The sequence below is a fragment of the Blastococcus mobilis genome (assembly GCF_900188025.1).
GTDB classification, from domain to species: Bacteria; Actinomycetota; Actinomycetes; order Mycobacteriales; family Geodermatophilaceae; genus Blastococcus_B; species Blastococcus_B mobilis.
In genome coordinates, this window is sequence record NZ_FZNO01000006.1 from 50,175 (window position 1) to 74,621 (window position 24,447).

At 72.7% G+C, this 24,447-nt stretch carries 22 protein-coding genes and 1 tRNA gene; 11 read left to right on the plus strand and 12 right to left on the minus strand.

From position 1 onward, the window contains the following. Positions 1-4: 4 nt before the first annotated feature. From mscL to CHB94_RS07050, 5 genes are all read right to left on the minus strand, one after another. Complete coding sequence (mscL, locus tag CHB94_RS07030) at positions 5-478, minus strand: large conductance mechanosensitive channel protein MscL (RefSeq protein WP_254920460.1); 474 nt, start codon at positions 476-478, stop codon at positions 5-7. Between the two features lie 15 nt (positions 479-493). Then, complete coding sequence (cpaB, locus tag CHB94_RS07035) at positions 494-1,081, minus strand: Flp pilus assembly protein CpaB (protein WP_254920461.1); 588 nt, start codon at positions 1,079-1,081, stop codon at positions 494-496. A 136-nt stretch (positions 1,082-1,217) separates the two neighbouring features. Continuing rightward, on the minus strand, positions 1,218-1,547 hold the full coding sequence (locus CHB94_RS07040; protein WP_089335876.1) for an FmdB family zinc ribbon protein: 330 nt from the start codon (positions 1,545-1,547) through the stop codon (positions 1,218-1,220). Positions 1,548-1,841: 294 nt separating this feature from the next. Next, positions 1,842-3,515, minus strand: coding sequence for an acyl-CoA dehydrogenase family protein (locus tag CHB94_RS07045; RefSeq protein ID WP_089335877.1), 1,674 nt, complete (start codon positions 3,513-3,515; stop codon positions 1,842-1,844). Between the two features lie 73 nt (positions 3,516-3,588). Further along, positions 3,589-4,242 (minus strand): TetR/AcrR family transcriptional regulator, encoded by a 654-nt coding sequence (locus CHB94_RS07050; protein WP_176445448.1) that lies wholly within the window; start codon positions 4,240-4,242, stop codon positions 3,589-3,591. Between the two features lie 384 nt (positions 4,243-4,626). Here CHB94_RS07050 and CHB94_RS07055 point away from each other — a divergent pair, with 384 nt between their 5' ends. Both CHB94_RS07055 and CHB94_RS26055 read left to right on the plus strand, forming a co-directional pair. After that, complete coding sequence (locus CHB94_RS07055) at positions 4,627-7,020, plus strand: ATP-binding cassette domain-containing protein (RefSeq protein ID WP_176445449.1); 2,394 nt, start codon at positions 4,627-4,629, stop codon at positions 7,018-7,020. A gap of 20 nt (positions 7,021-7,040) precedes the next feature. Continuing rightward, positions 7,041-7,895 (plus strand): MarR family transcriptional regulator, encoded by an 855-nt coding sequence (locus tag CHB94_RS26055; RefSeq protein ID WP_254920462.1) that lies wholly within the window; start codon positions 7,041-7,043, stop codon positions 7,893-7,895. 157 nt (positions 7,896-8,052) lie between these two features. Here the strand turns inward: CHB94_RS26055 and CHB94_RS07065 are convergent, their stop codons facing one another. The 4 genes from CHB94_RS07065 to CHB94_RS07080 form a co-directional block, all read right to left on the minus strand. Then, complete coding sequence (locus CHB94_RS07065; protein ID WP_089335879.1) at positions 8,053-9,582, minus strand: carboxyl transferase domain-containing protein; 1,530 nt, start codon at positions 9,580-9,582, stop codon at positions 8,053-8,055. Further along, positions 9,579-10,823: a CaiB/BaiF CoA transferase family protein gene (locus tag CHB94_RS07070; protein WP_089335880.1), complete on the minus strand. Its 1,245-nt coding sequence runs from the start codon at positions 10,821-10,823 to the stop codon at positions 9,579-9,581. Before CHB94_RS07070 ends, CHB94_RS07065 begins: the two co-directional genes overlap by 4 nt. Before the next feature lie 30 nt (positions 10,824-10,853). Beyond that, positions 10,854-12,209: an SLC13 family permease gene (locus CHB94_RS07075; protein WP_089336002.1), complete on the minus strand. Its 1,356-nt coding sequence runs from the start codon at positions 12,207-12,209 to the stop codon at positions 10,854-10,856. A gap of 78 nt (positions 12,210-12,287) precedes the next feature. Continuing rightward, positions 12,288-12,878, minus strand: a complete 591-nt coding sequence (locus CHB94_RS07080; protein WP_089335881.1) for a 5-formyltetrahydrofolate cyclo-ligase — start codon at positions 12,876-12,878, stop codon at positions 12,288-12,290. Between the two features lie 26 nt (positions 12,879-12,904). Here CHB94_RS07080 and CHB94_RS07085 point away from each other — a divergent pair, with 26 nt between their 5' ends. From CHB94_RS07085 to CHB94_RS07110, 6 genes are all read left to right on the plus strand, one after another. Beyond that, entirely contained in the window at positions 12,905-13,837 is a 933-nt protein-coding gene (locus CHB94_RS07085) for a UTP--glucose-1-phosphate uridylyltransferase (protein WP_089335882.1), read from the plus strand. A 120-nt stretch (positions 13,838-13,957) separates the two neighbouring features. Beyond that, positions 13,958-15,427: a molybdotransferase-like divisome protein Glp gene (gene glp / locus CHB94_RS07090; protein WP_176445450.1), complete on the plus strand. Its 1,470-nt coding sequence runs from the start codon at positions 13,958-13,960 to the stop codon at positions 15,425-15,427. Positions 15,428-15,479: 52 nt separating this feature from the next. Further along, entirely contained in the window at positions 15,480-16,046 is a 567-nt protein-coding gene (locus tag CHB94_RS07095; RefSeq protein ID WP_254920463.1) for a GNAT family N-acetyltransferase, read from the plus strand. Positions 16,047-16,212: 166 nt separating this feature from the next. After that, positions 16,213-16,893, plus strand: a complete 681-nt coding sequence (locus CHB94_RS07100) for a SepX/GlpR family protein (protein WP_254920464.1) — start codon at positions 16,213-16,215, stop codon at positions 16,891-16,893. A 107-nt stretch (positions 16,894-17,000) separates the two neighbouring features. Then, a tRNA-Ala gene (locus CHB94_RS07105) sits at positions 17,001-17,074 on the plus strand. An 81-nt stretch (positions 17,075-17,155) separates the two neighbouring features. Then, complete coding sequence (locus CHB94_RS07110) at positions 17,156-17,401, plus strand: hypothetical protein (protein ID WP_089335885.1); 246 nt, start codon at positions 17,156-17,158, stop codon at positions 17,399-17,401. Between the two features lie 3 nt (positions 17,402-17,404). On the opposite strand, the gene CHB94_RS07115 is transcribed toward CHB94_RS07110, so the two are convergent. Further along, positions 17,405-18,202, minus strand: a complete 798-nt coding sequence (locus CHB94_RS07115) for an enoyl-CoA hydratase/isomerase family protein (protein ID WP_089335886.1) — start codon at positions 18,200-18,202, stop codon at positions 17,405-17,407. A 59-nt stretch (positions 18,203-18,261) separates the two neighbouring features. Next, positions 18,262-19,782, minus strand: a complete 1,521-nt coding sequence (locus tag CHB94_RS07120; protein ID WP_089335887.1) for a dolichyl-phosphate-mannose--protein mannosyltransferase — start codon at positions 19,780-19,782, stop codon at positions 18,262-18,264. 182 nt (positions 19,783-19,964) lie between these two features. On the opposite strand from CHB94_RS07120, the gene rsmI reads away from it, so the two are divergent. After that, positions 19,965-20,804 (plus strand): 16S rRNA (cytidine(1402)-2'-O)-methyltransferase, encoded by an 840-nt coding sequence (gene rsmI / locus CHB94_RS07125; RefSeq protein ID WP_089335888.1) that lies wholly within the window; start codon positions 19,965-19,967, stop codon positions 20,802-20,804. Between the two features lie 93 nt (positions 20,805-20,897). On the opposite strand, the gene corA is transcribed toward rsmI, so the two are convergent. Then, positions 20,898-22,010, minus strand: a complete 1,113-nt coding sequence (gene corA, locus CHB94_RS07130; protein WP_089335889.1) for a magnesium/cobalt transporter CorA — start codon at positions 22,008-22,010, stop codon at positions 20,898-20,900. Positions 22,011-22,144: 134 nt separating this feature from the next. On the opposite strand from corA, the gene CHB94_RS07135 reads away from it, so the two are divergent. Both CHB94_RS07135 and CHB94_RS07140 read left to right on the plus strand, forming a co-directional pair. Beyond that, positions 22,145-23,653: an amino acid permease gene (locus tag CHB94_RS07135; RefSeq protein WP_089335890.1), complete on the plus strand. Its 1,509-nt coding sequence runs from the start codon at positions 22,145-22,147 to the stop codon at positions 23,651-23,653. Between the two features lie 103 nt (positions 23,654-23,756). Further along, positions 23,757-24,425: a hypothetical protein gene (locus CHB94_RS07140; RefSeq protein ID WP_089335891.1), complete on the plus strand. Its 669-nt coding sequence runs from the start codon at positions 23,757-23,759 to the stop codon at positions 24,423-24,425. The last annotated feature ends 22 nt before the right edge of the window (positions 24,426-24,447 follow it).

The following is a 24,447-nucleotide window of genomic DNA, read 5'->3' on the forward strand; positions in this document are numbered from 1 at the left end:
CCCGTCAGAGCTGCCCGGGCAGCGTCGTCGTGCCCGGCCCGGACGGGTCCTGGCCGGGGCCCCGCCCCTGCTCGGCACGGAGCAGGTCGCGGATCTCCACCAGCAGCTCGACCTGCGTCGGGGCGACCGGGCCCGCTTCTTCACCCCGCTTGCGCCGCTCGAGGATCAGCTTCATCGGCAGGACGACCACGAAGTACACGACCGTCGCGGTCAGCACGAAGGTCAGCAGGGAGTTCAGGAAATCGCCCCACGCGAAGGTCTGACCGTCGACCACGAAGGACCCACCGGTCCGCCCGCCGCCACCGACCAGCCCGATCAGCGGCCGGAGGAACGACTCCGTGAACGACGTGACGACTCCTGTGAACGCGGCGCCGATGACCACGGCGACGGCCAGGTCGACCACGTTGCCGCGGAGCAGGAAGTCCTTGAAGCCCTTGATCATGGATTCATCCAGCCACACCACGGCTGCGGCGGTCACAGGGCGGGCGGCGTGTCACGGCGGTGGCAGGCTGAGCGTCAGCGTCGCGGTGGTGGACGTCGCGGCGAGCCGGGCCGCGGTCGCTCCGTCGACGGCGAGGAGGAGCAGCCCGCCGGCTGGTTCCTCACCCCCGGGCGTGGCCAGGACGAGCGCCGCGTCGGCGACCACGTCGGCGGTGGCGGCGTCTGGCGGCGTGGCCAGCACATCCACGCGGTCGCCGGCGCGGACCAGCGCGGCCACCGCGAGGTCGGCCAGCCGGACGGGTGCCGCGACCTGACCGTCGGGCAGCAGCGCGGTCAGGCCGGCCCCCACCAGCCGGACGTCGGTGACCGGCTCGCCGGCGCGCAGGCCGCCGGCCAGCACCCGTCCGATGAGTGCAGCCGGCTCCGCGGCGACGCCCGCCGGGACCAGCCCGGAGGGGAAGCGGGCGAGGGACAGGTCGGCCGCGGTCAGGACCGCGCCGGGAGGGAGATGGGTGGCGGCCACGGTCACCGGCACATCAGCGGGCTCCTCGGCGGCGGCCGTCCGAGGGGCCGGACGCAGGGCGAGGACGAGGGCCACCGCCGCCAGCAGCGCGGCGGCGGCCCGACGGGCGGTGTGCACGGGCGAACGGGGACGGCGGAAGCGGGGCACCACCCGAGCCTGACGGCCCGGCCCGCCGGCCCGGGGCGAACGCGTCAGGTTGTGGACGGGAGCGCAGGGTGTGGACGGCGGGGACGGGCCCCGGTGGGGGAAGTCGTCAGTTCGCGGCCTTCGACCCACCCGAGGCCGACGAGGTCGTGGCGGCGGGGGTGGCGGAGGAGCTCTCCTTCGACGACGACGAGGAGGACCCGTTGGACGAGGACGACCCGTTGGACGAGGAGGTGCTCTCGGCGGCCGAGGAGGACTTGCGGCTGTCGGTCCGGTAGAAGCCCGAGCCCTTGAAGACCACGCCGACCGAGCCGTAAACCTTGCGCACGGGCGCGCCGCACTCCGGGCACTGGCTCACGGGAGCGTCGCTGAAGGACTGCACGACCTCGAACTCGTGCTTGTCCTCAGGATTGGTGCAGGCGTACTGGTACGTGGGCACGGCGATGGCTCCTGGTGCTGCGGGGGTCAATGCCGGGCTGGCACTCTCGCCCGACGACTGCCAATGATGCGCCATCGAGCCACCGGGCGTCCACGTCTGTGTGCGAGTGGCCCCCTTGCGCGCTCGATGAGGGTGACCGCGAAGCCCGCGTCGGCCTGGACTGCGGGCGCGAGGGCCGGAGTGCGCCGGGGCGAGGGCGAGTACCTGAAGGTGCCGGCCGTTCGCAGAGTCAGACCGGGCGGTCGCCTTCACGCTCATCGCCATCCCCGCCCCCATCGGGGCGGGCAGTGCGTCTCAGTCGAGCCGGGCGTAGTCGATGATCGCCTGGTAGTCCACGCCGCGCAGGGTGCCGTAGCCAGGACCCCACCCGGCGCCCAGGCGCGAGGCGATGAACGCGTCCGCCACCACGGTCGGGGCGCGCTGCACCAGCAGGCTGGCCTGCACGGCGAGCGCGATCTTGGTGACCAGGTAGCGGGTGGTGTCCTCGGGGGCGGTGATGAGCTCGTCGATCTCGGTCAGCGCGGCGGCCAGGAGCGGGTGTTCGCCGGCGACCGGGCGGATCTCGTCGAGGACGGGCTCGATGGCCTTCGGCTGGCGGGCCAGGACGCGGCCGACGTCCATGACCATCATGTTCGAGGTGCCCTCCCAGATCGCGTTCAGCGGGGCCTCGCGGTAGTACCGCGGGCAGGGGTGCTCCTCGATGTAGGCATTGCCGCCGATGGACTGGATGACCTCCTCGGTGACGCCGGAGACGCGGCGGCAGTTCCAGAACTTCGCCACCGGGGTGAGCAGGCGGCTGACCAGAGCCTCGGAGACGTCGCCCTGGTGGTCCTCGGCGTGGGCGACGCGGAAGCCGAGGTGGGCCGCGCCGGCCCACTCCAGGGCGAGGTCGGCCAGCACCGGTGCCTGGATCGGCAGATGGGACAGCGGGGCGCCGAAGGCGGTCCGGTAGTCGTTGTAGTGCAGCGCCTGCGACAGCGCGGCGCGCATGAGGCCGGCGGAGCCGACGGCGAAGTCCAGGCGGGTGTGCTCGGCCGAGGACAGGATGGTGCGGATGCCCTTGCCCTCCTCGCCGACGAGGTAGGCGACGGTGTCGTGGTACTCGATCTCGGAGGAGGCGTTGGCCTTGTTGCCGAGCTTGTCCTTGAGGCGGTTGATCTTGATGTTGTTGAGGCGGCCGTCCGGGAGCCGGCGGGGGATCAGCAGGCAGGACACGCCGCCCTCGGTCTGCGCGACGGTGAGGTAGACGTCGGACATCGGGACCGATGCGAACCACTTGTGGCCGTTGACCAGGTAGGTCTCGCCCGGTCCGCGCTTGCCGACGGGACGGGCGACGGTGACGTTCGCGCGCAGGTCGGAGCCGCCCTGCTTCTCGGTCATGAAGTAGCCGATGGTGCCGGAGGACTTCTTCTGGCCGATCGGGACGTCCGCGGGGTCGTACGCCTCCGCGGCGATGGCCTCGGCGAACGGGGCGAACTCCGGCTGGCTGCGCAGCACCGGGATGGAGGCGTAGGCCATGCCGAGCGGGCAGGCGGTGGAGCCGTCGACCTGGTTCCACAGGTAGGACAGGACCGCGCGCGCCGAGTGCGCGCCCGGCTGGTCGGCCGTCCACGCCAGGGAGTGCACGCCGGAGCCGAAGCCGAGGCCCATCAGCTCGTGGTAGGCGGGGTGGAAGTCGACGTCGTAGATCTCGTTGCCCACGCGGTCGAGGGTCCGCAGCTCGGGGGTGTGCCGCTGCGCGTCGCGGGCTGCCTTGAGGACCTTCGGGTCCCACACGCGGGAGCCGAGCGTGCTGGCCCGCTCCCGGGCCCAGGGTGCGTAGCGGGCGATGACGGCGGTGGCGATCTTGTCCCGGTCGAACGCGTTCACGTCGTTGAGGTCCGGCACCAGGTTCTCCGGGACCGGACGCTGACGGGTGAAGTCGTCGGGGCGGACCTCGGCGTGGGTCGCGCTGGTCGTGAGGGTCATCGCGGTTCCTTCCTCGCCCATCGGTGTCGCCCGCCGGGCTCTCAGGGGCCGGATCAGGTGCCGGACATGGGTGTCAGGTGCCAGAGCCGCGGGTGGCTGCGGCACCGGTGACGGCGTTCTGGCAGAAGGCGGCGATCTCGCGGCCGACCTCGTCGCGGCGCGCGGCGTCGACCGGACGTGCGGCGAGCGGTGCGACGACGCCCTCGAGGAACGCGCCGACGATCGCCGCGCCCCGGATGTCCGGGTCCTGGTCACCGAGCTCGCCGGCGGCGATCCCTTCCTTGATGACGCGCGCGAAGGCGGCGGCGAGGCCGGCGCGAGCGTCCAGCCGGACCTGGTCGATGTCGGGATCCATCGGCTCGACGATCACGGCGTAGGACAGGCCCCCGCCGCGCAGTGCGCGGTCCACGAAGGTCGTGACGGCGTCGCCGATCCGCTCGGCCGCACTCCGGCCGTCCTCCTCCAGGATGGCTCGGACCACCTCCAGCTCGCGGCGGCAGACCTGACGGAGCATCTCCGAGAACAGCGATGCCTTCGACGGGAAGTGCCGGTAGATCGACCCGGTCGCCACATCGGCGATCGAGGCAACGACCGCGACCTGGGCCGCGGCGAACCCCTGTTCGCTGACCACGAGCCGCGCCGCCTCCAGGATGCGGCGCCGCGCTTCCGCCTGGCGCGCAGCGACCCGGGGGCTACGGCTCAGGGCCTGACCTTCCCCCTCCACCACAACGCCTCCCGTCAGCTGTGAACGGTGATTCAAATTGGAATACTGGTTCAGTCCCCGGACTCCGTCAACCTCGCCGTGCCCGGGCAACGGCGTGCCCGCAGAGACTGCCGCGGGCGCTCGGTCGCCACCCGCGATCTCACGCTCGCCCGACGCGATGGTGACGCTCGCCGACGCTCGCCGACGTGTGTCGGCGAAGGTCACTCGTGCGTCAGCCGGACGGGCGTCGCGCCGCCCGGCCGACGCCGCCGATCGGGTAGACACCTGACCGTTGCGGAACCGCGCTGACGAGGGAGAACCAGAGGCACTGCTCGAAGCTGGTCAGGGTCGAGCCGGACGACGCCGACGGGGACCGTGACGGCGGCCTGCCCCACGGATGGAGACACGATGAGCATGGCCACGAGAACGGACACGCAGTCGTCCGCGCTGCACGCGGCCGACAGCCACGATCTGATCCGCGTGCAGGGCGCACGCGTGAACAACCTCAAGGACGTCAGCCTCGAGCTCCCGAAGCGCCGGCTGACGGTGTTCACCGGCGTCTCCGGCTCGGGCAAGAGCTCGCTGGTGTTCGGCACGATCGCCGCGGAGTCGCAGCGGCTGATCAACGAGACCTACAGCGCCTTCGTGCAGGGCTTCATGCCGACGCTGTCGCGGCCGGAGGTCGACCTGCTGGAGGGCCTGACGACGGCGATCGTCGTCGACCAGGAGCGGATGGGCGCCAATCCCCGCTCCACGGTCGGCACGGCCACCGACGCCAACGCGATGCTGCGCATCCTGTTCAGCCGGCTGGGCACGCCGCACATCGGTCCCCCCACGGCGTTCTCCTTCAACGTCCCGACGCGGAAGGCGAGCGGGGTGCTGAGCACGGAGAAGGCCGGCGGCCGGGTCGAGAAGAACGTGGTGCGCGACGTCGTCTACATGGGCGGCATGTGTCCGCGCTGCGAGGGCATGGGATCGGTCTCCGATGTCGACCTCACGGCGTTGTACGACGAGAACAAGTCGCTGGGTGAGGGTGCGCTGACGATCCCCGGCTACAGCATGGATGGCTGGTACGGCCGGATCTTCAGCGGCGCCGGCTTCGACATGGACAAGCCGATCGCGAAGTTCACCAAGAAGGAGCTGCACGACCTCCTCTACAAGGAGCCGACCAAGATCAAGGTCGAGGGCGTCAACCTCACCTACGAGGGCGTCATCCCGAAGATCCAGAAGTCGATGCTGTCCAAGGACGTCGACGCGATGCAGCCCCACATCCGGGCCTTCGTGGAGCGTGCGATCACCTTCCAGCCCTGCCCCGAGTGCGACGGCACGCGGCTCAGCCCGGAGGCCAGGTCGTCGAGGATCAGGGGCAAGAACATCGCCGACCTCTGCGAGATGCAGATCAGCGACCTGGCCGACTGGGTCCGGGACCTCCACGAGCCGTCCGTGGCGCCGCTGCTCACCGGGCTGCAGCACCTGCTGGACTCGTTCGCCGAGATCGGGCTGGGCTATCTGTCGCTCGGCCGGCCGGCTGGCACCCTCTCGGGCGGCGAGGCGCAGCGCACCAAGATGATCCGCCACCTGGGCTCGTCGCTCACCGACGTCACCTACGTCTTCGACGAGCCCACGATCGGCCTGCATCCCCACGACATCGAGCGGATGAACAACCTGCTGCTGCAGCTGCGGGACAAGGGGAACACCGTGCTGGTCGTGGAGCACAAGCCCGAGACCATCGCGATCGCCGACCACGTCGTCGACCTCGGCCCCGGAGCGGGCACTGCCGGTGGTGAGGTGGTGTTCACGGGCACCGTCGAGGGGCTGCGGGCCAGCGGCACGCTGACCGGGCGACACCTGGACGACCGGGCCGCCGTGAAGCCGTCCGTGCGGACGCCGGCGGGGGCGATGGAGGTGCGCGGCGCCGGCACCAACAACCTGCAGGACGTCGACGTCGACCTCCCGCTCGGCGTGCTGGTCGTCCTCACCGGGGTGGCGGGCTCGGGCAAGAGCTCGCTCATCCAGGGCTCGGTGGCAGGGCGGGACGGCGTGGTGGTGATCGACCAGGGTGCGATCCGTGGCTCGCGACGGAGCAACCCGGCGACGTACACCGGCCTGCTGGACCCCATCCGCAAGGCCTTCGCGAAGGCCAACGGCGTGAAGCCGGCGCTCTTCAGCTCGAACTCCGAGGGCGCCTGCCCCACGTGCAACGGCGCCGGCGTCATCTACACCGAACTGGGCGTCATGGCCACCGTCGAGTCCACCTGTGAGGAGTGCGAGGGGAGGCGCTTCCAGGCGTCGGTGCTCGGGTACACGCTCGGCGGCCGGAACATCGCCGAGGTGCTGGCGATGCCGGTGACGGAGGCCGAGGCGTTCTTCGGCGCCGGCGAGGCGCGCACGCCGGCGGCACACGCGATCCTCGACCGGCTCACCGACGTCGGCCTCGGCTATCTCACCCTCGGCCAGCCGCTCACCACGCTGTCCGGTGGTGAGCGGCAGCGGCTCAAGCTGGCCGCCCAGATGGCCGAGAAGGGTGACGTCTACGTCCTCGACGAGCCGACCACCGGGCTGCACCTCGCCGACGTCGAGCAGCTGCTCGGTCTGCTGGACCGGCTGGTCGACTCCGGCAAGTCGGTCATCGTCATCGAGCACCACCAGGCGGTCATGGCGCACGCCGACTGGATCATCGACCTCGGCCCCGGCGCCGGCCACGACGGCGGACGGATCGTCTTCGAGGGCACACCTGCCGCCCTCGTCGCCGCCCGCTCCACCCTCACCGGCGACCACCTCGCGGCCTACGTCGGCGCCTGACCGCGGCCCTCGGGGACACCGTGGGACGAGCGCTCTTCCGACTGGTCCCGCTCGACCGGGGCGACCGGATCGACCGGGAGTACGCGCAGCCGCTGGACGTCGAGGCGCTCGCCCGCGGCGCCCACATGTCGGCCGGGCACCCCAGCCGCGAGTTCCGGCTCGCCTACGGCGAATCGCCGTACAGCCACCTGATGACGCGGCGCATCGAGCGCGCGATGGCGCTGCTGCGTCGTGGCGACCTGAGCGTCGACGCGGTCTGCCTGTCGCAGCCATGGCGGGTACGGACGGCGACGTGCGGCGGGGACGCCGCTGTGCCGAGGTGCGCTGTCCACGGTGGGTCCGGCTGCACGGAGGGCAGCCGATGTCAGTACGGTCCTGCCGTGGCCGACCGGTGGCTCGACGACGAGCAGCAACGGACATGGCGCGCCTGGCTCACCGCGTCCGAACTGGTTCCCCGTGCCCTGGACGCCCAGCTCCAACGCGATGTCGGGATCAGCCACGCCGCGTACGTCGTCCTCGCCATGCTGTCGGAGTCGCCCACGCGCAGCCGCCGCATGAGCGACCTCGCGCGCCGGGCGAACCAGTCCCAGAGCCGGCTCTCGCACACCGTCGCGCGGCTCGAGGAGCGCGGCTGGGTCCGCCGTGAGCGGGCCGCCGAGGACGGGCGCGGCAGCCTCGCCGTGCTGACCGACGCCGGCTGGGACGTCGTGGTCGCGGTGGCACCGGGGCACGTGGACGCCGTCCGGGAGACGGTCTTCGGTCCGCTCACCCCGGAGCAGACGCGGGTGCTGGGGGACGCCTTGCGGGCCATCGTCGAGAAGCTCGACCCGGACCACACCCAACGCGTGGCCCACGGCGGCGACATCGCAGACTAGGTGCACCGACCGGAGACGTCGGTCGTGCGAGCCCGCCTGTGCTGGGCGGTGAGCCGCCGACCGGGTAGGGAGGAACTCCTGGCGAAGGGCGGAGCCGTCACGGCAACCGCCCTCCGGCCCAGGAGGTCCTCCTGCTCGACGATCACGCCGGATCGGCTCAGCGGCCCAGGTGGCGGTACCGGTGCAGCCGGCTCCGGTAGCGCTCGGTGTCGTCGCGACCCAGCAGTCCGGCCAGCTCCTCGCCGAGCACCCGCCCCAGCCGGAGGCAGAACTCGGTCGGCTCGTCGGCGGCATCGGGGCGCTCGGGCACCACGCGGTCCACGATCCCGGCCCGCCACAGATCGGTCGCCCGGACGCCCTGTGCGGCAGCCATCTCGTCGGCCCGCTCGGTGGTCCGGTGCACGATCGCGCTCGCACCCTCGGGGGGCAGCGGGCCAAGCCAGCCGTTGGCGGCGGCGAGCACCCGGTCGGCCGGGACCAGAGCCAGCGCCCCACCGCCGGTGCCCTGGCCGAGCAGCACCGCCAGCGTCGGCGCCTTGAGCATCACCAGGTCGTGCAGGCAGCGGGCGATCTCCCCGGCCAGCCCGCCCTCCTCGGCCTCCCGGGACAGCGCCGCGCCCGGGGTGTCGATGAGCGTGACCAGCGGGAGCCGGAGCTCCTCGGCCAGGTGCATCCCGCGTCGGGCCTCGCGCAGCGCCGCCGGGCCGAGAGGTGCGGACATGCTCTGACCGCGCCGGTCCTGACCGAGGACGACGCACGGCGCGCCACCGAAGCGGGCCAGTGCCAGCAGCAGTCCGGGGTCCTTCTCCCCGGCTCCGGTGCCGGACAGGCCGACCACGTCGGTGGCCGCGGTCCGGAGCAGCCGTCGTACGCCGGGCCGGTCCTCCCGCCGCGATGCGGTCACGACGTCCCAGGCACTGCGGTGGTCCTCGGGGTCGTCGGCGTCGGCGCCGTCCTCGGGAGTCGGGCGTTCGGCTCCGCGGACGTCGGTGTGCCAGGTCTGGCGGGCAGCCAGCACCCGCAGCGCCCGGTCGGCGACCTCGGCGACCTCCTCGTGCGGCACGACGGCGTCGATCAGCCCCCGCTCGGCCAGGTGCTCGGCGGTCTGCACGCCCTCGGGGAACGGCTCGCCGTACAGCGCCTCGTAGACCCGCGGGCCCAGGAAGCCGATCGAGGCACCGGGCTCGGCGATGGTCACGTGACCCAGCGAGCCCCACGACGCCAGCACCCCGCCGAAGGTGGGGTTGCGCAGGTAGACCAGGTAGGGGAGCCCCGCCTCCTTGTGTCGGGCGATCGCCGCGGTGATGCCGATCATCTGGAGGAAGGCGACCGTGCCCTCCTGCATGCGGGTGCCGCCCGACACCGGCGCGGCCAGCAGCGGCAACCCCTCCTCGGTGGCGCGCTCCACGGCGGCGATCAGCCGGTCGGCGGCGTCCACCCCGATCGAGCCGGCCAGGAAGCCGAACTCCCCGGCGACGACGGCCACCCGACGGCCCCGCAGCGTGCCCTCACCGGTGATGATCGCCTCGTCCTGCCGCGTCCTCTCCGCGGCCGCGACCAGTTCGCGGGCGTACTCGTCGTCGACCTCGCGGGCGGGCACGGGGCGGTCCCAGGACTTCCAGGAACCGACGTCGAGCACCAGGTCGCGCAGCGCCCGGGCGTCGAGGCGGGCGGGCTTCTGGCTCACGTGGCGTGGCCCTCCTCGACGTCGTCACCGGCGGGCTGGGGCACGCCCGCCGAACTGGACAGCCAGGCGCGGATCGCGTCGCCGTCGGCACCCAGGACCGGGGGAGCGGCGTGGTCGCGCCGGGTGGTCTCGGTCTCGCCGTCCGGACCGGGGGTGAAGAACCGCAGCGGCGGTCCGGGGAGCGACAGCCGGCCCAGGGTGGCGTGCTCGACGTCGACGAGCAGGCCCTGGGAGAGCGTCTGGTCCCAGGTGTAGACCTCGTCGATGGTCCGGACCTTGCCGGCCGGGATGCCCGCGGCGGCGAGGCGGGCGAGCAGGTCCTCGGGGGCGATGTCCGCGAACGCGTCCTCGAGCATCGCGATGACCTGCTCGCGGTTGCCGACCCGCTCGCCGTTGGTCGCCATCCCCGGGGCCTCGGGGTCGAACCCGAACTCGGCGCAGAGCCTGCGCCACAGCCCCTCCGAGCCGCAGGACAGCTGGACGCTGCCACCGGCGCAGTGGAAGAGGCCGTACGGGACGATCGACGGGTGGTGGTTGCCCTGGGCGCGACCGACCCGGCCCGCGACCGTCCAGGCCGTCCCCTGGAAGGCGTGCACCCCGACGATCGCCGCCAGCAGTGAGGTCCGCACGACCTGCCCGCGCCCGGTCCGCTCGCGCTCCATGAGCGCGGCCAGCACCCCGTAGGCGCCGTACATGCCGGCCAGCAGGTCGCCGATCGGGACGCCGACCCGCTGCGGGTCGTCCGGTCCGGAGCCGGTGAGCGACATCAGGCCGCCCTCGCCCTGCGCGATCTGGTCATAGCCGGCGCGGCCGCCCTCCGGACCGTCATGGCCGAAGCCGCTGATCGCCAGGGTGACCAGTCGCGGGTTGAGCTCGGCGAGGACGTCGGTGCCGAACCCCAGCCGGGCGAGGGTGCCCGGCCGGAAGTTCTCCAGCAGCACGTCGGCACGGCGCAGCAGCTCGGTGAGCACCGCCTTGTCCGCGTCGTCCTTGAGGTCGAGGGTGATCGACTCCTTGTTCTTGTTCGTCGACAGGAAGTAGGTGGACTCCCGCGCCTCGGGTTCGGCACGGCCCTCGGGCTGCACGAACGGCGGACCCCAGCCACGGGTGTCGTCCCCGCTGCCCGGGTTCTCCACCTTGATCACCCGCGCGCCGAGGTCGCCGAGCATCATCGCCGCGTGCGGACCGGCGAGGGCCCGCGTCAGGTCGACGACGAGAACGCCGTCGAGTGGTCCGGACATGAAGTTCTCCGTTCGGTCACGGCAGGCAGCTCACAGCCAGCCGGGGACCACGAACACTAGCCACGCCAGGAACGGCCCTATTGCGACGACGATCGCGGCGTAGCCGAGGATCTGCTTGTAGAAGCGGTCACGGTCGACGTCCTGCGCGGCCGCCAGGACGAGGGCGCCGTTGGTCGAGAACGGGCTCACGTCGACGATCGTGGAGGCCACGGACAGCGCCACGATCACGCCGACGGCCGCGATGTTCCCCGCGAGCAGGAACGGCACCGCCAGCGAGATCGCGACGCCGATGATCGCTGTCGACGACGCGAAGGCCGAGACGATCCCGCCGATGTAGCAGAGCAGCAGCGCCACGATCAGCGGCACACCGAGGCCGGTGACCGCCTCGCCGACGTAGTCGATCGTGCCCGCTTCCTGGAGCACGAAGACGAAGGTCAGCACGCCGGCGATGAGCAGGACGGTGGACCAGCTGATCTGGCTGACCGCACCCTTGTGCTTCGCCGCCGAGAACAGCGCCAGGACGACGGCGACGCTGATCGAGACGAAGCCGATGTCGAGGTCGAAGACGAGAGCGAGGACCGCGAGCACCAGCAGCCCGATCAGCGTCATGATCTGCTCGATCGTGATCTTCTGCGGGGCGTCTGGGTGTGCCTCGCCGACCTCGTCGTCGCCGCCTCCCACCGCGGGGCCGGGCGCGGCACCGTGGCCGCGGACCGTCGGACCGGTCCCGTGTTCGGCGTGCACCTCCTCGCGGAGGTCTTCGACCGCCTCGACCTTGCGGCCGATGAGCTTCCGGCCACCGAAGACGAAGAAGAGCACCACGGCGATCGCGATGTTGAAGAACAAGGCGCCGAGGAAGACCGCCAGCGAGCTGTCCGGCAGGCCCTCGGTCTCCACGATCTCGTTGACCGTCACGCCGTAGACGCTGATCGGCGAGAAGCCGCCGCCCTGCGCGCCGTGGATGACCATCATCCCCATCAGCAGCGGGTTGATCCCGTGCCGCGCGGCGAATCCCAGCGCTATGGGCGCGATGATCGCGACGGCGGCGGGGGAGAGCGCGCCGATCGCGGTCAGCAGCGCGGTGACGAAGAACATGATCCAGGGGATGGCCGCGATGTGACCGCCCACCAGCCGCACGGCCCCGCGCACCAGCAGGTCGACCGTGCCATTGTTCTGAGCTATCGCGAACAGGTAGGTGACGCCGATCAGGGTCAGCACCAGCTCCGCGGGGAAGCCGCCCAGGATCTCGTCGGTGGTCATCCCCACCGACAGGGTGCCGACGACAAACGCGGCGACGAAGGCCAGCGCGCCCATGTTGATGGGCAGCACCGTCGCGATCACGAAGATCACGACCAGCGTGATGATGGTGACGATCTCAGGGGACACGGGGCCTCCCACGGCATCGGCGACGCGGTCGGTCACACTCTGGCAGTGACTGGCCGGGATCGCTGGTCAGAGCGCTGATCAGGGCCCCGGCAGCCGTTCCCAGCCGCCAGATGGCGTGACCACCGCGGTGACCTGCCGGTCGTGCGGTTCCACGGGGAGGTCCTCGAGCAGTTCGTCGTCGAAGACGACGGCGACGAGGACGGCGTCGGGCCGGACGTGCCGCAGCGCCCGGTCGTAGTAGCCGCCCCCGCGACCGAGCCGGACGCCGTTCCGCGACACCGCCAGCGCGGGCACCACCACCACGTCGACCGTCCCGACGGCAGCCGGCCCGAGCCGGGGGCCGACCGGCTCGTACAGGCCGTACCGGCCCGGCGCCAGGCGGCCGGTGTCGACCGCCCAGCGGAGTTCGGCACCCTCGGCCGGCACCACGGGCAGCAGGACCCGCGCACCGAGCTCGGCGAAGGCCGCCGGCAGCCGTCCGTGCCCTGGCTCCTCGGGCGCGGGGACGTACGCGGCCAGCGTGCGGGTGCCGGCCAGCCCGCGCACCAGCGCCGCCGACACCGCGGCCGCGGCGGTGTCGCGATCGGCCTGCGGTCGCGCGTGGCGCCGGGCGAGGTGGCGGGCGCGCACCGCGGACTTGGCGGCGCCGACCTCGGGCACGCTGGTCATCCCGGCAGGCTAGCTAGGCTGCCCGCGTGACCAGCCCCGCCGCACGCCCGGCACGCAAGGCCGTCATCCCCGTCGCCGGGATGGGCACCCGATTCCTGCCGGCGACCAAGGCCGTGCCCAAGGAGCTGCTGCCGGTCGTCGACCGGCCGGCGCTCGAGTACATCGTCGAGGAAGCCGCCCGCGCGGGGCTGCCCGAGGTGCTGATGGTCACGGGGCGCAACAAGGGCGCCATCGAGGACTTCTTCGACCGCACCCCGGAGCTGGAGACGGCCCTGGAGAAGAAGGGCGACGCCGGCCGGCTGGCCGCGGTGCGCGCCTCCACCGAGCTCGCGCACGTCCACTTCGTCCGGCAGGGCGAGGCGAAGGGGCTGGGCCACGCGGTGCTGCAGGCAGCCGCCTTCGTCGGGGACGAGCCGTTCGCGGTGCTGCTCGGCGACGACCTGATCGACGCCCGTGACCACCTGCTCGAGCACATGCTCGCCGTCCAGGCGGAGCACGGCGGCTCGGTCATCGCCCTGCTCGACGTCGGCCGCGAGAACATCGACAAGTACGGCGCCGTCGCCATCGAGCCCGGGAACCTGTCGGTCGTCGAGGGCGACGAGGTCGTGCGGGTGACCGGCCTGGTCGAGAAGCCACCGATCGACGAGGCGCCCAGCAGCCTGGCCATCATCGGTCGGTACGTGCTCGCGTCCACGGTGTTCGACGTGCTCCGCGACACCCCGCCCGGGCGGGGCGGGGAGATCCAGCTGACCGATGCCCTCGCCACGCTGGTCGAGCGCGGGGAGCCGGTCCACGGAGTCGTCTTCAGCGGCCGCCGCTACGACACCGGCGACCGGCTGGACTACCTGAAGGCGGTCGTGCGGCTGGCCAGCGAGCGGGACGACCTCGGCCCGCCGTTCGCCTCTTTCCTGCGCGAGTTCGTGGCTCAGCTGCCCCACGAGGGCGCGTCGCCGTCCTGACCGGGGTCGGCAAGGGCACCATCGGGCCCCGGGGCACCGGCCGGACCGCTCTCCCGGGCCGGCGGTGCCCAGGTCGGAACGGGCGGACGGTGGACGGCATGGTGGAGCGACGGTGGTGAGATGAGCGGTCAGAGCGACGGCGAGGACACGGGCGGGGCGTACCGGGGATACCGGGACACCGCACAGGTCGACATGCCCATGGCGCCACCCCGGCCCACCGGACCCCTCACGATGCGCGGGGCCCGGATCGTGACGCCCAACCCGGCGCACGCTGCCGCAGCCGGGGAGCCGCCCGTGCCCGGACCGCGGACCGTCGCCGAACCGGCCATCCCGCTGCCCGCTGCCGGGTCGATGCCGGTCTCGCAGATCTGGACGGTGGAACGACACCTCGACGAGATCCTCGCCGCGGTTCCGGAGCCGCACCCCATCGAGCTGGCCGTGCTCGACGCCCAGGGCCTCCTCTGCGCCGAGGAGGTCGCGAGCCAGCGCGCGCTGCCCGCCTTCGACCAGGCGGCACTGGACGGGTATGCCGTCCGCGCCGAGGACGTCGTCGGTGCGAGCCCGCACGTGCCGGTCGAGCTGGCGGTCGTGGGGGAGAGCGTCGCAGGCGCGGGCGCCCCCTCCTCCATCGGGCCGGGGCTGGCGCTCAAGGTGGCTGCCGGCTCGATGCTCCCGGCCGGTGCCGACGCCGTCGTCCCGACGGTGTGGACCGACCAGGGGGCGGCCCGGGTCGCCGTCCAGGCCGGGCCCCCGGCGGGCAGCTACGTCCGGCGCACCGGGGACGACGTCGCCCCGGGCGATGCCGCGGTGCAGGTCGGCACGCCCATCGGGCCAGCGCAGATCAGCCTGCTGGCCGCCGTCGGCCGCGAGCGCGTGCTGGTCCGCCCACGGCCCCGGATCGCGGTGCTCTGCGCCGGTCCGGAACTGGTGGACGTCGGCACCGTGCCGGCGCCGGGGCAGGTCGTGGACGTCAACAGCTATGCGCTCGCGGCGGCCGCCCGTGACGCCGGGGCCGAGGCCTACCGGTCGGGCATCCTGCCGTCCGACCAGCGCCGGCTCACCGAGGTGCTGGAGAGCCAGCTGCTGCGCAGCGACCTCGTGCTGATCGCCGGCACGTTCGCCAGCGAGGGTTTCGACATGGTTCAGGAGGCGCTGGCCGAACTGGGGGACATGCGCTTCCGCCAGGTGACCATGTACCCGGGGCCGGCCCAGGGCTTCGGCCGGCTGGGCCGCGACGAGGTCCCGGTCATCTGCATCCCGGGTGAGCCGGTTGCCGCGCTGGTGGCCTTCGAGGTGTTCGTGCGACCGGCGATCCGGCTGATGCTGGGGAAGCGCCAGCTGTTCCGCCGGACCGTGCAGGCGATCGCCGCGCAGCAGCTGCTCTCCCCGCTGGGCTACCGCCAGTACCTGCACGGCACCGTCATGCGCCACCCCGACGGCGGCTACGTCGTGGAGCCGGTCGGCGACGGCACCGAGGCACTGCTGGCGCGCATGGCCCGGGCGAACTGCCTGATCGTCATCGACGAGGACGTCACCGAGGTCGCCGCCGGCGGGTTGGTCACCGTGATGCCGCTGCTGCTGGGCGGCTGAGCTGGATCCCGTCGTGCACCCCGGCTGGCCGGCGCGGCTGTCCTGGGGACCGGTGGAGTTGCACCCCCTGCGACGGCGGGACGCGGTCGAGTGGAGCCGGCTGCGGGTGGCCAACGAGGACTGGCTCAGCCGGTGGGAACCGTCCCACGGGCTCCCGTGGCGGGCCCGGCACACGCCGGCGGCCTACCGCGCGATGCGCCGGGTCGTCGCCCGCCGGGCCCGGCTGGGCACCTCCCTTCCCTTCGCGATCCGCGTGGAGGGGCGGCTGGCCGGTCAGGTGACGCTGGACAACATCGTCCGCGGCGCGCTGCGGTCGGGATACCTGGGCTACTGGATCGACCGGTCGGTGGCCGGGCGGGGCATGGCGTCCCTCGCCGTGGCCCTCGTGTGCGACCACGCGTTCGGGCCGGTCGGGCTGCACCGCGTCGAGGCCGACATCCGGCCGGAGAACCTGCCGAGCCGGCGGCTCGTGGAGCGGCTGGCCTTCCGGCGCGAGGGGCTGCTGCGCCGGTATCTCGACATCGACGGCGACTGGCGGGATCACATCTCCTACGCGCTCCTGGCAGAGGATCTTCCCGGTGGCGTGCTCGCGCACTGGCAGCGCCGCGTACCAGGCTGAGCCCGCCGGCCAGGGGAGGGGGCGCGTGACACGCCCCAGTCGTCACATCGGCCACACAACACATCAGCGACACGCCGCGCGCCTCCCTCGTCCGGAGGTCCTACCTGCATAACCTCGCCCTCGCGAGTGACTCATGTGACAGGTGGTGTTCGGGATGGGATCGGGCGTGCTCTTGGCCGCTCTGGTCGTGCTGTGGTTCGTCGTGCTGGTGCCCATGGTGGTGACCCGCGGTGACGCGCAGACCGGCCAGCTGGGGCTGGCTGACTCCGGCCGGACGCTGCAGCGCCGTCGGACGGTGGACCCCGTCGTCCACGCCGACACCGAGCGCGTGTCGATCGACCGCGAGCTGCTGCGCACCAGCGGCGAGCTGCAGGTGGATGTGCACGCTCTCCGGCGTCGCACGCTGGGGGGCCTGGTCGCCCTGGCCGCGCTGACCCTGGTCGGTGCGCTCGTCTACAGCCCCTGGCTGTGGGCGGTCCAGGGGCTGCTCGACGTGGCCGTCGTCGGTTACGTGCTGGTCCTGCGCAAGGTGGCCAAGCGCGAGCGGCTGGCCGCCCGCCGCGCCGCCCGTGCGGCCGCCCGGGCCGCGATGCGCCGCTCGGCGGCACGCCCGGTCCCGGCACAGCGCGACGCATCGGAGTTCCACGAGACCGTGGCTCAGGAAAAGCTGCCGCACCCCAGCGTGCCGCTGGCGCCGGTGCACGCCTTCCCGATCGGCCGCATCGTGGCCGCCCGCACGCCGGCGCCCGCCGGATGGCAGCACAGCGCCGTGGTGGGTCTGGACGATGACGACATCGGTTTCGCCGACATCGACGAGTACCAGCCGCGTCGCGTGGCCAACGGCTGAAAGAGCGCCCTCCTGCCGCCACCACTCGCGGGCTCGCGGCGGGGCCCTGCGGGAGGGCCACCCGGTGGTGGCGTCGGAGAACCGAGACGGTATTCTTGTCGCTCGAAGGGGCTGTGGCGCAGTCCGGTAGCGCACCTCGTTCGCATCGAGGGGGTCAGGGGTTCAACTCCCCTCAGCTCCACACCTTCACAGCACGATCCAGCCGACGCCGTCGGGGCACCCGCCCCGGCGGCGTTCGCGGTTCACCGGAAGGGGCGTTCGCGTGGACTCGGACGAGAGGGCCGGAAGCCGGAGCGCCGACTCGAAGGCTCAGGCGGACACGCGCCGGTGGCTGGCCCGGCTCGTCGTCGTGGCCATCGGGCTCTGGTTCATCGTGGACGGCCTCCGCGGGGCGTGGCCGGGGGCGGGTGTCGCCGCCCGGGGCGCGCTGGTGGCCGCCGTCCTCCTCGGGGTCGCGCTCCTGGTACTGACCCTGCGCCACCTGCTCCGCCGGGGGCGTGGGGGCTGATCCTCAGCGGGCGGTGCGGAAATCCGGCGGCCGCCTCTCCGTGAACGCCCGTACGCCCTCGCGGCCCTCGGGGTCGGCGGCGGACTCGGCGATCAGCTGCGCCTCGTCGTCGAGCTGCTCCTCGAGGGTGCGGATCGCCGCCCGCCGGACCAGCGCCCGGGTGCGGACCATGGCGCGGACCGGTCCGGCGGCGATCTCGTGCGCGACCGCGACGGCGGTCGCCTGCAGGTCCTCGTCCTCGACCAGCCGGGCGACCAGGCCGGTCAGGTGCGCCTCCGCGGCGGTCAGCGAGCCGTCGGTGAGCATGAGGTCCAGGGCGCGTGGGGCGCCGAGTGCCCTGGTGAGCGCCCAGGACGTGCCGCCGTCGGGGGAGAACCCGAGGGCGGCGTAGGCCGGCCGGATCTTCGTCGTCCGGGCACAGACGACGAGGTCGCAGGCACCGACGAGGCCGATCCCTGCTCCGGCGACCGCGCCCTGGGTCCCTGCGACGACCGGGACCGGACAGTGGAGCAACATCCGGATGACCGCGTGCCAGTCGCGGGCGAGCCGCCCGACGAAGGCGCCGGGGTCGTCGGTGGCGGCGGCGAAGGAGCGCACATCGCCGCCGACGCAGAACCGCGGGCCGTTGGCCAGCAGCAGGACGGCGCGGCTCTGCTCCGGGCGGTCGGTCAGTGCGGCGGCGAGTGCTGCGGCCAGCTCCGGCGTGACGGCGTTCCCTGTCTCGGGACGGTCCAGGACGATTCGCCAGACGTCGCCGTCCACCTCGGTGAGCACGTGCGGCCGGTCCTGGGCTTCGGTCATCGTCGTCCTCCCCGTGCGGGCTGGTCCCGCCACCGTAGGCCCCGGCTCGGAGGCGGGGCTCAGAACCAGGAGGGGAACCACATCCGCTGCAGCCACTCCGGGTGCGACAAGGGCTGACCGGTGAGGACGGGATGGAAGAAGGCGAACGTGGTCGCGACCAGAGCCACGTACAGGCACACCGCCCCGAGGCCCACCTGGCGGCGGAGGTCGTCGGCGCGGTCGCGGCCCAGGACGTCCTGCAGCGCGAGGACGACCGCGAGGACGAAGAAGGGCAGCGCGGGCGCCATGTAGAAGATGAACATCGTCCGGTCCAGGTTCATGAACCAGGTGAGCCAACCCGCGGCGATGGCCACGGCGACCGGTACGGCGGCGGGGTCCCTGCGGGCCACGATCCGCCAGGCCAGCCACAGCAGCGCCGGGACGAACGCGAACCACAGCGTCGGCGTGCCGACCATGAGGATGTAGCGGATCACCTGGTCGCCCGCGGAGTCGGTGAGGCCCTGTGGGTTCCACAGCAGGATCGGCCGGCCGGTGACCAGCCACGACCACGGTCCCGATTCCCACGGGTGCGGTGAGGACAGCCCGTTGTGGAACTCCAGCCACTGGGCGTGCTCGTGCCACAGCGACCGGAGCGCGTCCGGGACGAAGGGGAACGCGGTGTCGGGATGCTGCTGGGCCCACGCCTTGCCCTGCGAGGTCTCGCCCAGGAACCAGCCGGTGAACGACGCCAGGTAGGTGAGCACCGGGACGACGCCCAGCGACCACAGCGCACCGGGCAACCCGCGGCGGATCGTCGTCCTGGTGGGGTGGGGGATGCCTGACTCCCGCCAGGCGGCCCGGTCCCAGAACAGCGAGAGGACGGCGAAGAAGGCGAGGAACCAGACGCCGCTCCACTTCACCGCGCAGGCGCAGCCGAACAGGAACCCGGCGGCGATCCGCCAACCACGCGGGCCGATCCGTGCCGGTACGCCGTCCATCGCGCGGACCCGCGCGCGGACCACGTCACGGTCGACCACCAGGCAGGCGACCGCGGAGACGACGAAGACCTGGAGGAAGACGTCGAGCAGTCCGATCCGCGAGAGCGTGAAGGAGAATCCGTCGAGCGCGAGCAGCAGCCCGGCGAGCAGGCCGAGGAGGGTCGACCCGGTGAGACGGCGGGCCAGCCGGACGAGGACGACCACCGCGACGGCGCCGGCCACCGCGGACGGGAATCGCCAGCCGAAGGAGTTGTAGCCGAAGAGCTGCTCACCGGCCGCGATCAGCCACTTGCCCAGCGGCGGGTGGACGATGAACGAGTAGCCGCGGTTGTACTCGAAGCCCCAGGTCAGCAGTTCGTGCGCCTGGGGTGGGTAGTACGCCTCGTCGAAGAGCAGGTCCTTGGGATAGCTGATACCCCAGAGCCGCGACGCCAGGCTGGCCATCCCCAGGAGCGCGGTGAGGATCCACGACAGCCGGGTGTCGCGCGGCAGGGGTGGGGTGGTGTCGCGGCGGGGGCGGGGGAGTGGCCACCGGCGGGCCGACGACGGCGCCGGGAGCGGCTCCGGTGCCGTCTGCACCCGCTCGGGAACCAGCACCGCCATCCCGTCAGGGTAGTGAAAGGACCCGCCTGCCCCCCGACGCTCGCAAGCTCGCGCCGGGCCCCTGCAGGCGGGCCTACGGCAATCGCCGTGACAGGCTCGTCGGCGTGACCGAGCGGGCGAGGTCACGCGGAAGCACAGCGACGGCCGGACATGCGGCTGACGAGCGCCGGCGAGGAGGACGCGTGGGGGGACGGTTGGTGCTCGGTGGTGCGCCCCTCGGGCAGCCGGGCGACGTGGGCCCGCGGCTGCGGGAGGTGATGGCGACGGCGGACGTGCTGGCCGTCGAGGACACCCGGCGCCTGCACCGGCTCGCGTCCGACCTCGGCGTCACGTTCACCGGCCGGGTGGTCACCTTCCACGAGTCGGTCGAGAAGGCGCGGCTGCCCGGACTGATGGCGGCTCTGGCCGAGGGCGCGACGGTGCTGCTGCTCACCGACGCCGGCATGCCGTCGGTGTCCGATCCCGGCTACACGCTGGTGCGGGCGGCGATCGACGCCGGTGTCCCGGTCACCTCCGTCCCCGGACCCTCGGCGGTGACGACGGCGCTCGCGGTCTCCGGGTTGCCGGTCGACCGGTTCTGCTTCGAGGGGTTTCTCCCGCGCAAGGGCGGTGAGCGACGCTCGGCCCTGGCCGCGCTCGCCGACGAGCGGCGGACGATGGTCTTCTTCGAGTCGCCGCACCGGCTGGCCGACGCGCTCACCGACGCCGCGGCCGCGTTCGGGGGAACGCGCGAGGCCGCCGTCTGCCGCGAGCTGACGAAGACCTACGAGGAGATCCGGCGCGGACCGCTGGCCGAGCTCGTCGCGTGGGCAGCCGAGGGCGTCAAGGGTGAGATCACGCTCGTGGTCACCGGCGCGACCGCGGCGCCGGTGGAGCTGGACGCCGCCCAGCTGGCCGCCGCGGTCGCCGAGGAGGAGGCCGCGGGCGCCACGCGCAAGGACGCCATCCGCGCCGTCGTCGTCCGCACCGGCCTGCCGCGCCGGACGGTCTACGACGCCGTCGTCGCCGCCAAGGGTTCCTGACCCGCGCCGTGCCTCCCGCCGTTGTGCACTGATCGTCGGGTCGAAGGGTGCTCACCGATGCGACGGTGGACGCACAACGGCGGCGGGCGGGGGCTAGAGCCAGCCGTTGCGCTTGAAGCCGCGGTACAGCAGGAGGCAGGCGAGGACGATCACGGCCAGCACCGTGAAGTAGCCGTACCGCCACTGCAGCTCCGGCATGAACTCGAAGTTCATCCCGTAGATCCCCGCGATCGCGGTGGGGACGGCGATGATGCCGGCCCACGCCGAGATCTTGCGCATGTCCTCGTTGTCGGCCAGCGTCGTCCGGGCCAGCGAGGCCTGCAGGATCGAGGACAGCAGCTCGTCGAGCCCACCGACCTGCTCGCGCACGCGGATGGCGTGGTCCTGGACGTCGCGGAAGTAGGAGCGCATGGCTTCGGGCACCACGTCCATCTGCCGCTCGGCCAGCTTCTGCAACGGGATCTCGAGGGGGGACACCGCCCTGCGCAGCGACATGAGCTCGCGCTTGAGCTGGTAGAGCCGGCCGATGTCGTCGGTGCGCTCGGGGCTGAACACCGAGGCCTCGAGCTCGTCGACGTCGTCGGTCACCGCCGAGGCCACGTCGACGAACGTGTCGACGACGAGATCAGCCACGGCGTACAGGACGGCGGCCGGCCCGAGGCAGAGCAGGTCGCGCTGCTCCTCCAGGCGGGCGCGCAGGTCGGTGAGCCCGCTGTGCTCGCCGTGCCGCACGGTGATCACGTAGTTCGAGCCGAGGAACACCATGACCTCGCCGGTGTCGACGACCTCGCTGGTGGCGGTCAGCTCCTCGTGCTCGACGTACGTGGCGGTCTTGAGCACCATGAAGAGGGCGTCGTCGTAGTGCTCGAGCTTGGGCCGCTGGTGGGCGTAGACGGCGTCCTCGACCGCCAGCGGGTGCAGGCCGTACTGCCCGCTGATCGCGGTGAGCTCCCTCTCGGTCGGCTCGTAGAGGCCGAGCCACACGAAGCCGCCCTGGGCGGTCGCGGCCTCGAGAGCATCCTCCGGCGCGACCGGCGCCTGCCGACGTCCGTCCACGTAGACCGCGCAGTCGACGACGACGTCCCGGCCCGCCGGGCGGACGGGCGTCGCCCTGGGCGCGCCGGCCGGCCGCGGACGCAGCGTGGGGAGCCCGTCCGCCACGGGTGGCCCCGCGGGGAGCCCTGGCGGCGTGTCGGTGCCGGCCATCCCCTACCTTCCTCACGTCGGGCCCGGTCCGGTGCCCGGGTGGTTGCAGCGTAGGCGTGCGCGGGGTCGCCACCCGTGCGACGCTGCCAGGACGACGACGGGAGCTGGCGGGGGCCGGTGCGGAGGAGGACCCAGTGGCGGCTGGCGCGCGCAGGATCAAGTCCGTCGAGGACTCGATCCGCGACACCGACGAGCCCGAGCACCGGCTCAAGAAGAACCTCTCCGGGCTGGACCTGACGGTGTTCGGCGTCGGTGTGATCATCGGCGCCGGCATCTTCGTGCTCACCGGCGTCGTCGCCCAGGCGCAGGCCGGCCCCGCAGTAGCGATCTCGTTCGTCATCGCCGGGATCACCTGCGGATTGGCGGCGCTCTGCTACGCCGAGTTCGCCTCGACCGTCCCGGTCGCCGGCTCGGCGTACACGTTCTCCTACGCGACCTTCGGCGAACTGGTCGCCTGGATCATCGGCTGGGACCTGCTCCTGGAGTTCGCCATCGGGGCGGCCGCCGTGTCGGTGAGCTGGTCGGGCTATCTGCAGCAGATGCTCAGCGACATCGGCCTGGAACTGCCTGCGTCCGTCGCCGGTGAGACGGCCACCTTCAACATCCCGGCGATCGTCCTCGCGCTGGCCATGACCGGTGTGCTGGTGCTCGGCATCAAGGTCTCGTCCCGGTTCAACGCGATCGTCGTCGCCATCAAGGTGACCGTCGTGCTGCTGGTCGTCGCGGTGGGCGTCTTCTACCTCCAGGCCGACAACTACAGCCCCTTCGTGCCACCGGCGCAGCCGCCCGCCGAGGGGGCGTCGGGCCTGGACGCGCCGCTCGTCCAGTCGCTGTTCGGGTTCGCCCCCACCACCTTCGGCTGGGGCGGGGTCATCGCCGGTGCGGCGATCGTGTTCTTCGCGTTCATCGGGTTCGACATCGTGGCGACCGCGGCCGAGGAGACCCGCGACCCGGCGCGGGCCATGCCGCGCGGCATCCTCGGCTCGCTGGCCATCTGCACCGCGCTCTACGTCGCCGTGTCGCTGGTGGTCGTGGGCATGCAGCACTACACCGAGCTCAACGCCGACGCCCCCCTCGCCGGGGCCTTCTCCGCGGTCGGGCTGCCGGCGTTCGCCACGATCATCGGCCTGGGGGCGCTGATCGGACTGATGTCGGTGGTCATGATCCTGCTGCTCGGTCAGTCGCGGGTGCTGTTCGCCATGAGCCGCGACCGGCTGATGCCGTCCTGGTTCGCCAAGGTCCACCCGCGGTACGGCACGCCCTACCGGATCACCATCGCCACCGGCCTCGTCGTCGCCGTCCTCGCCGGGCTGGTCCCGCTCGGTGAGTTGGCCGAGCTGGTGAACATCGGGACGCTGTTCGCCTTCCTGCTCGTCTCGATCGGCGTCATCGTGTTGCGCCGCAGCCGCCCGGACCTGCCGCGTGCGTTCCGGGTCCCGCTGATGCCGGTCCTGCCGATCGTGTCGGCGTTGGCCTGCCTGTGGCTGATGCTCAACCTGCCCGGCGACACGTGGCTGCGCTTCCTCGGCTGGATGGCGCTCGGCTTCGTCATCTACTTCCTCTACGGCCGCCGGAGGAGCCGCTTCAACACCCCGGGCGACCGGGAGGACGCCGCGGCGGCCAATGCGGCGCGGAATGCCTGAGCGGCCTCACCCGCGCGGGTGAGAACCGCCATCGGGTTCTTCAGCGACGGCCCGGACGGGTCGAGCTGACCGGTGACAGCACTCACCGGTCAGGGAGAGCCCAGTGGCGATCAGCGTCCTCGATGTCCGCGACTCGTTCGCGCCGCAGCACGTCCGCGTGCCCGCGGCCGCGGCCGTCGCGACGTCGGCCGCGGCCGCCACCCGTCGGATCCCGATGACGGTCGTCGCCGCCGGACTCGTCGGCGTCGTCGAGGCGGTGGGCCTGCTGGCCGTCGCGCTCACCGGCCTGGACGGCGTCCTCTCGGCCACGGGTCGCCCCGCCGGCTGGCTGGTGGCCGGCGGACTCGTCCTGCTCTCGGCGTGGATCGTGCTCTGTGCCGGCAGCGGTGCCGCTCTGCTCGACGGAACGGGCCGCACACTCCTCATGGCTGTCGCCTACGCCGAGATGTTGCTGATCACCTGCCTGGTGGTCCTCGCCACGACCGAGGGCGTCCAGAACCCCACGTCGCTGCCGTTGCCCGCCCTCGTTCTCCTCGCGCTCGCCGTCCCCGTCGGCAAGCTGCTGCTGGCCGGCGCCCCCTCGGCCGCTTGCTGGGCGGGGCAGGGACCACGGACCCGTGCCCGTCGTCCCGACCCGGTCCAGGCGCACCGCCTGCTGGCCACCCTCACGCTGTGCACCATCGGCGCCGCGCTCTGTGCCGTCACGATCCTCGCGCCGGTCAAGGACGGCGGGGCGACCGGTCCGTCCTCCGCCGTCTTCACCCAGGACTGATCCCCGCCGGCTGGACGCCCAT

Coding starts and splice junctions, on each gene's coding strand:
- CHB94_RS07120 (WP_089335887.1), bottom strand. CDS start 19,782: ATGGCGGTGCTGGTTCCCGAGCGGGTGCAGACGGCACCGGAGCCGCTC.
- CHB94_RS07080 (WP_089335881.1), bottom strand. CDS start 12,878: ATGACCAGCGTGCCCGAGGTCGGCGCCGCCAAGTCCGCGGTGCGCGCC.
- corA (WP_089335889.1), bottom strand. CDS start 22,010: ATGGCCGGCACCGACACGCCGCCAGGGCTCCCCGCGGGGCCACCCGTG.
- CHB94_RS07070 (WP_089335880.1), bottom strand. CDS start 10,823: ATGTCCGGACCACTCGACGGCGTTCTCGTCGTCGACCTGACGCGGGCC.
- CHB94_RS07045 (WP_089335877.1), bottom strand. CDS start 3,515: ATGACCCTCACGACCAGCGCGACCCACGCCGAGGTCCGCCCCGACGAC.
- CHB94_RS07115 (WP_089335886.1), bottom strand. CDS start 18,202: ATGACCGAAGCCCAGGACCGGCCGCACGTGCTCACCGAGGTGGACGGC.
- CHB94_RS07055 (WP_176445449.1), top strand. CDS start 4,627: ATGAGCATGGCCACGAGAACGGACACGCAGTCGTCCGCGCTGCACGCG.
- glp (WP_176445450.1), top strand. CDS start 13,958: ATGAGCGGTCAGAGCGACGGCGAGGACACGGGCGGGGCGTACCGGGGA.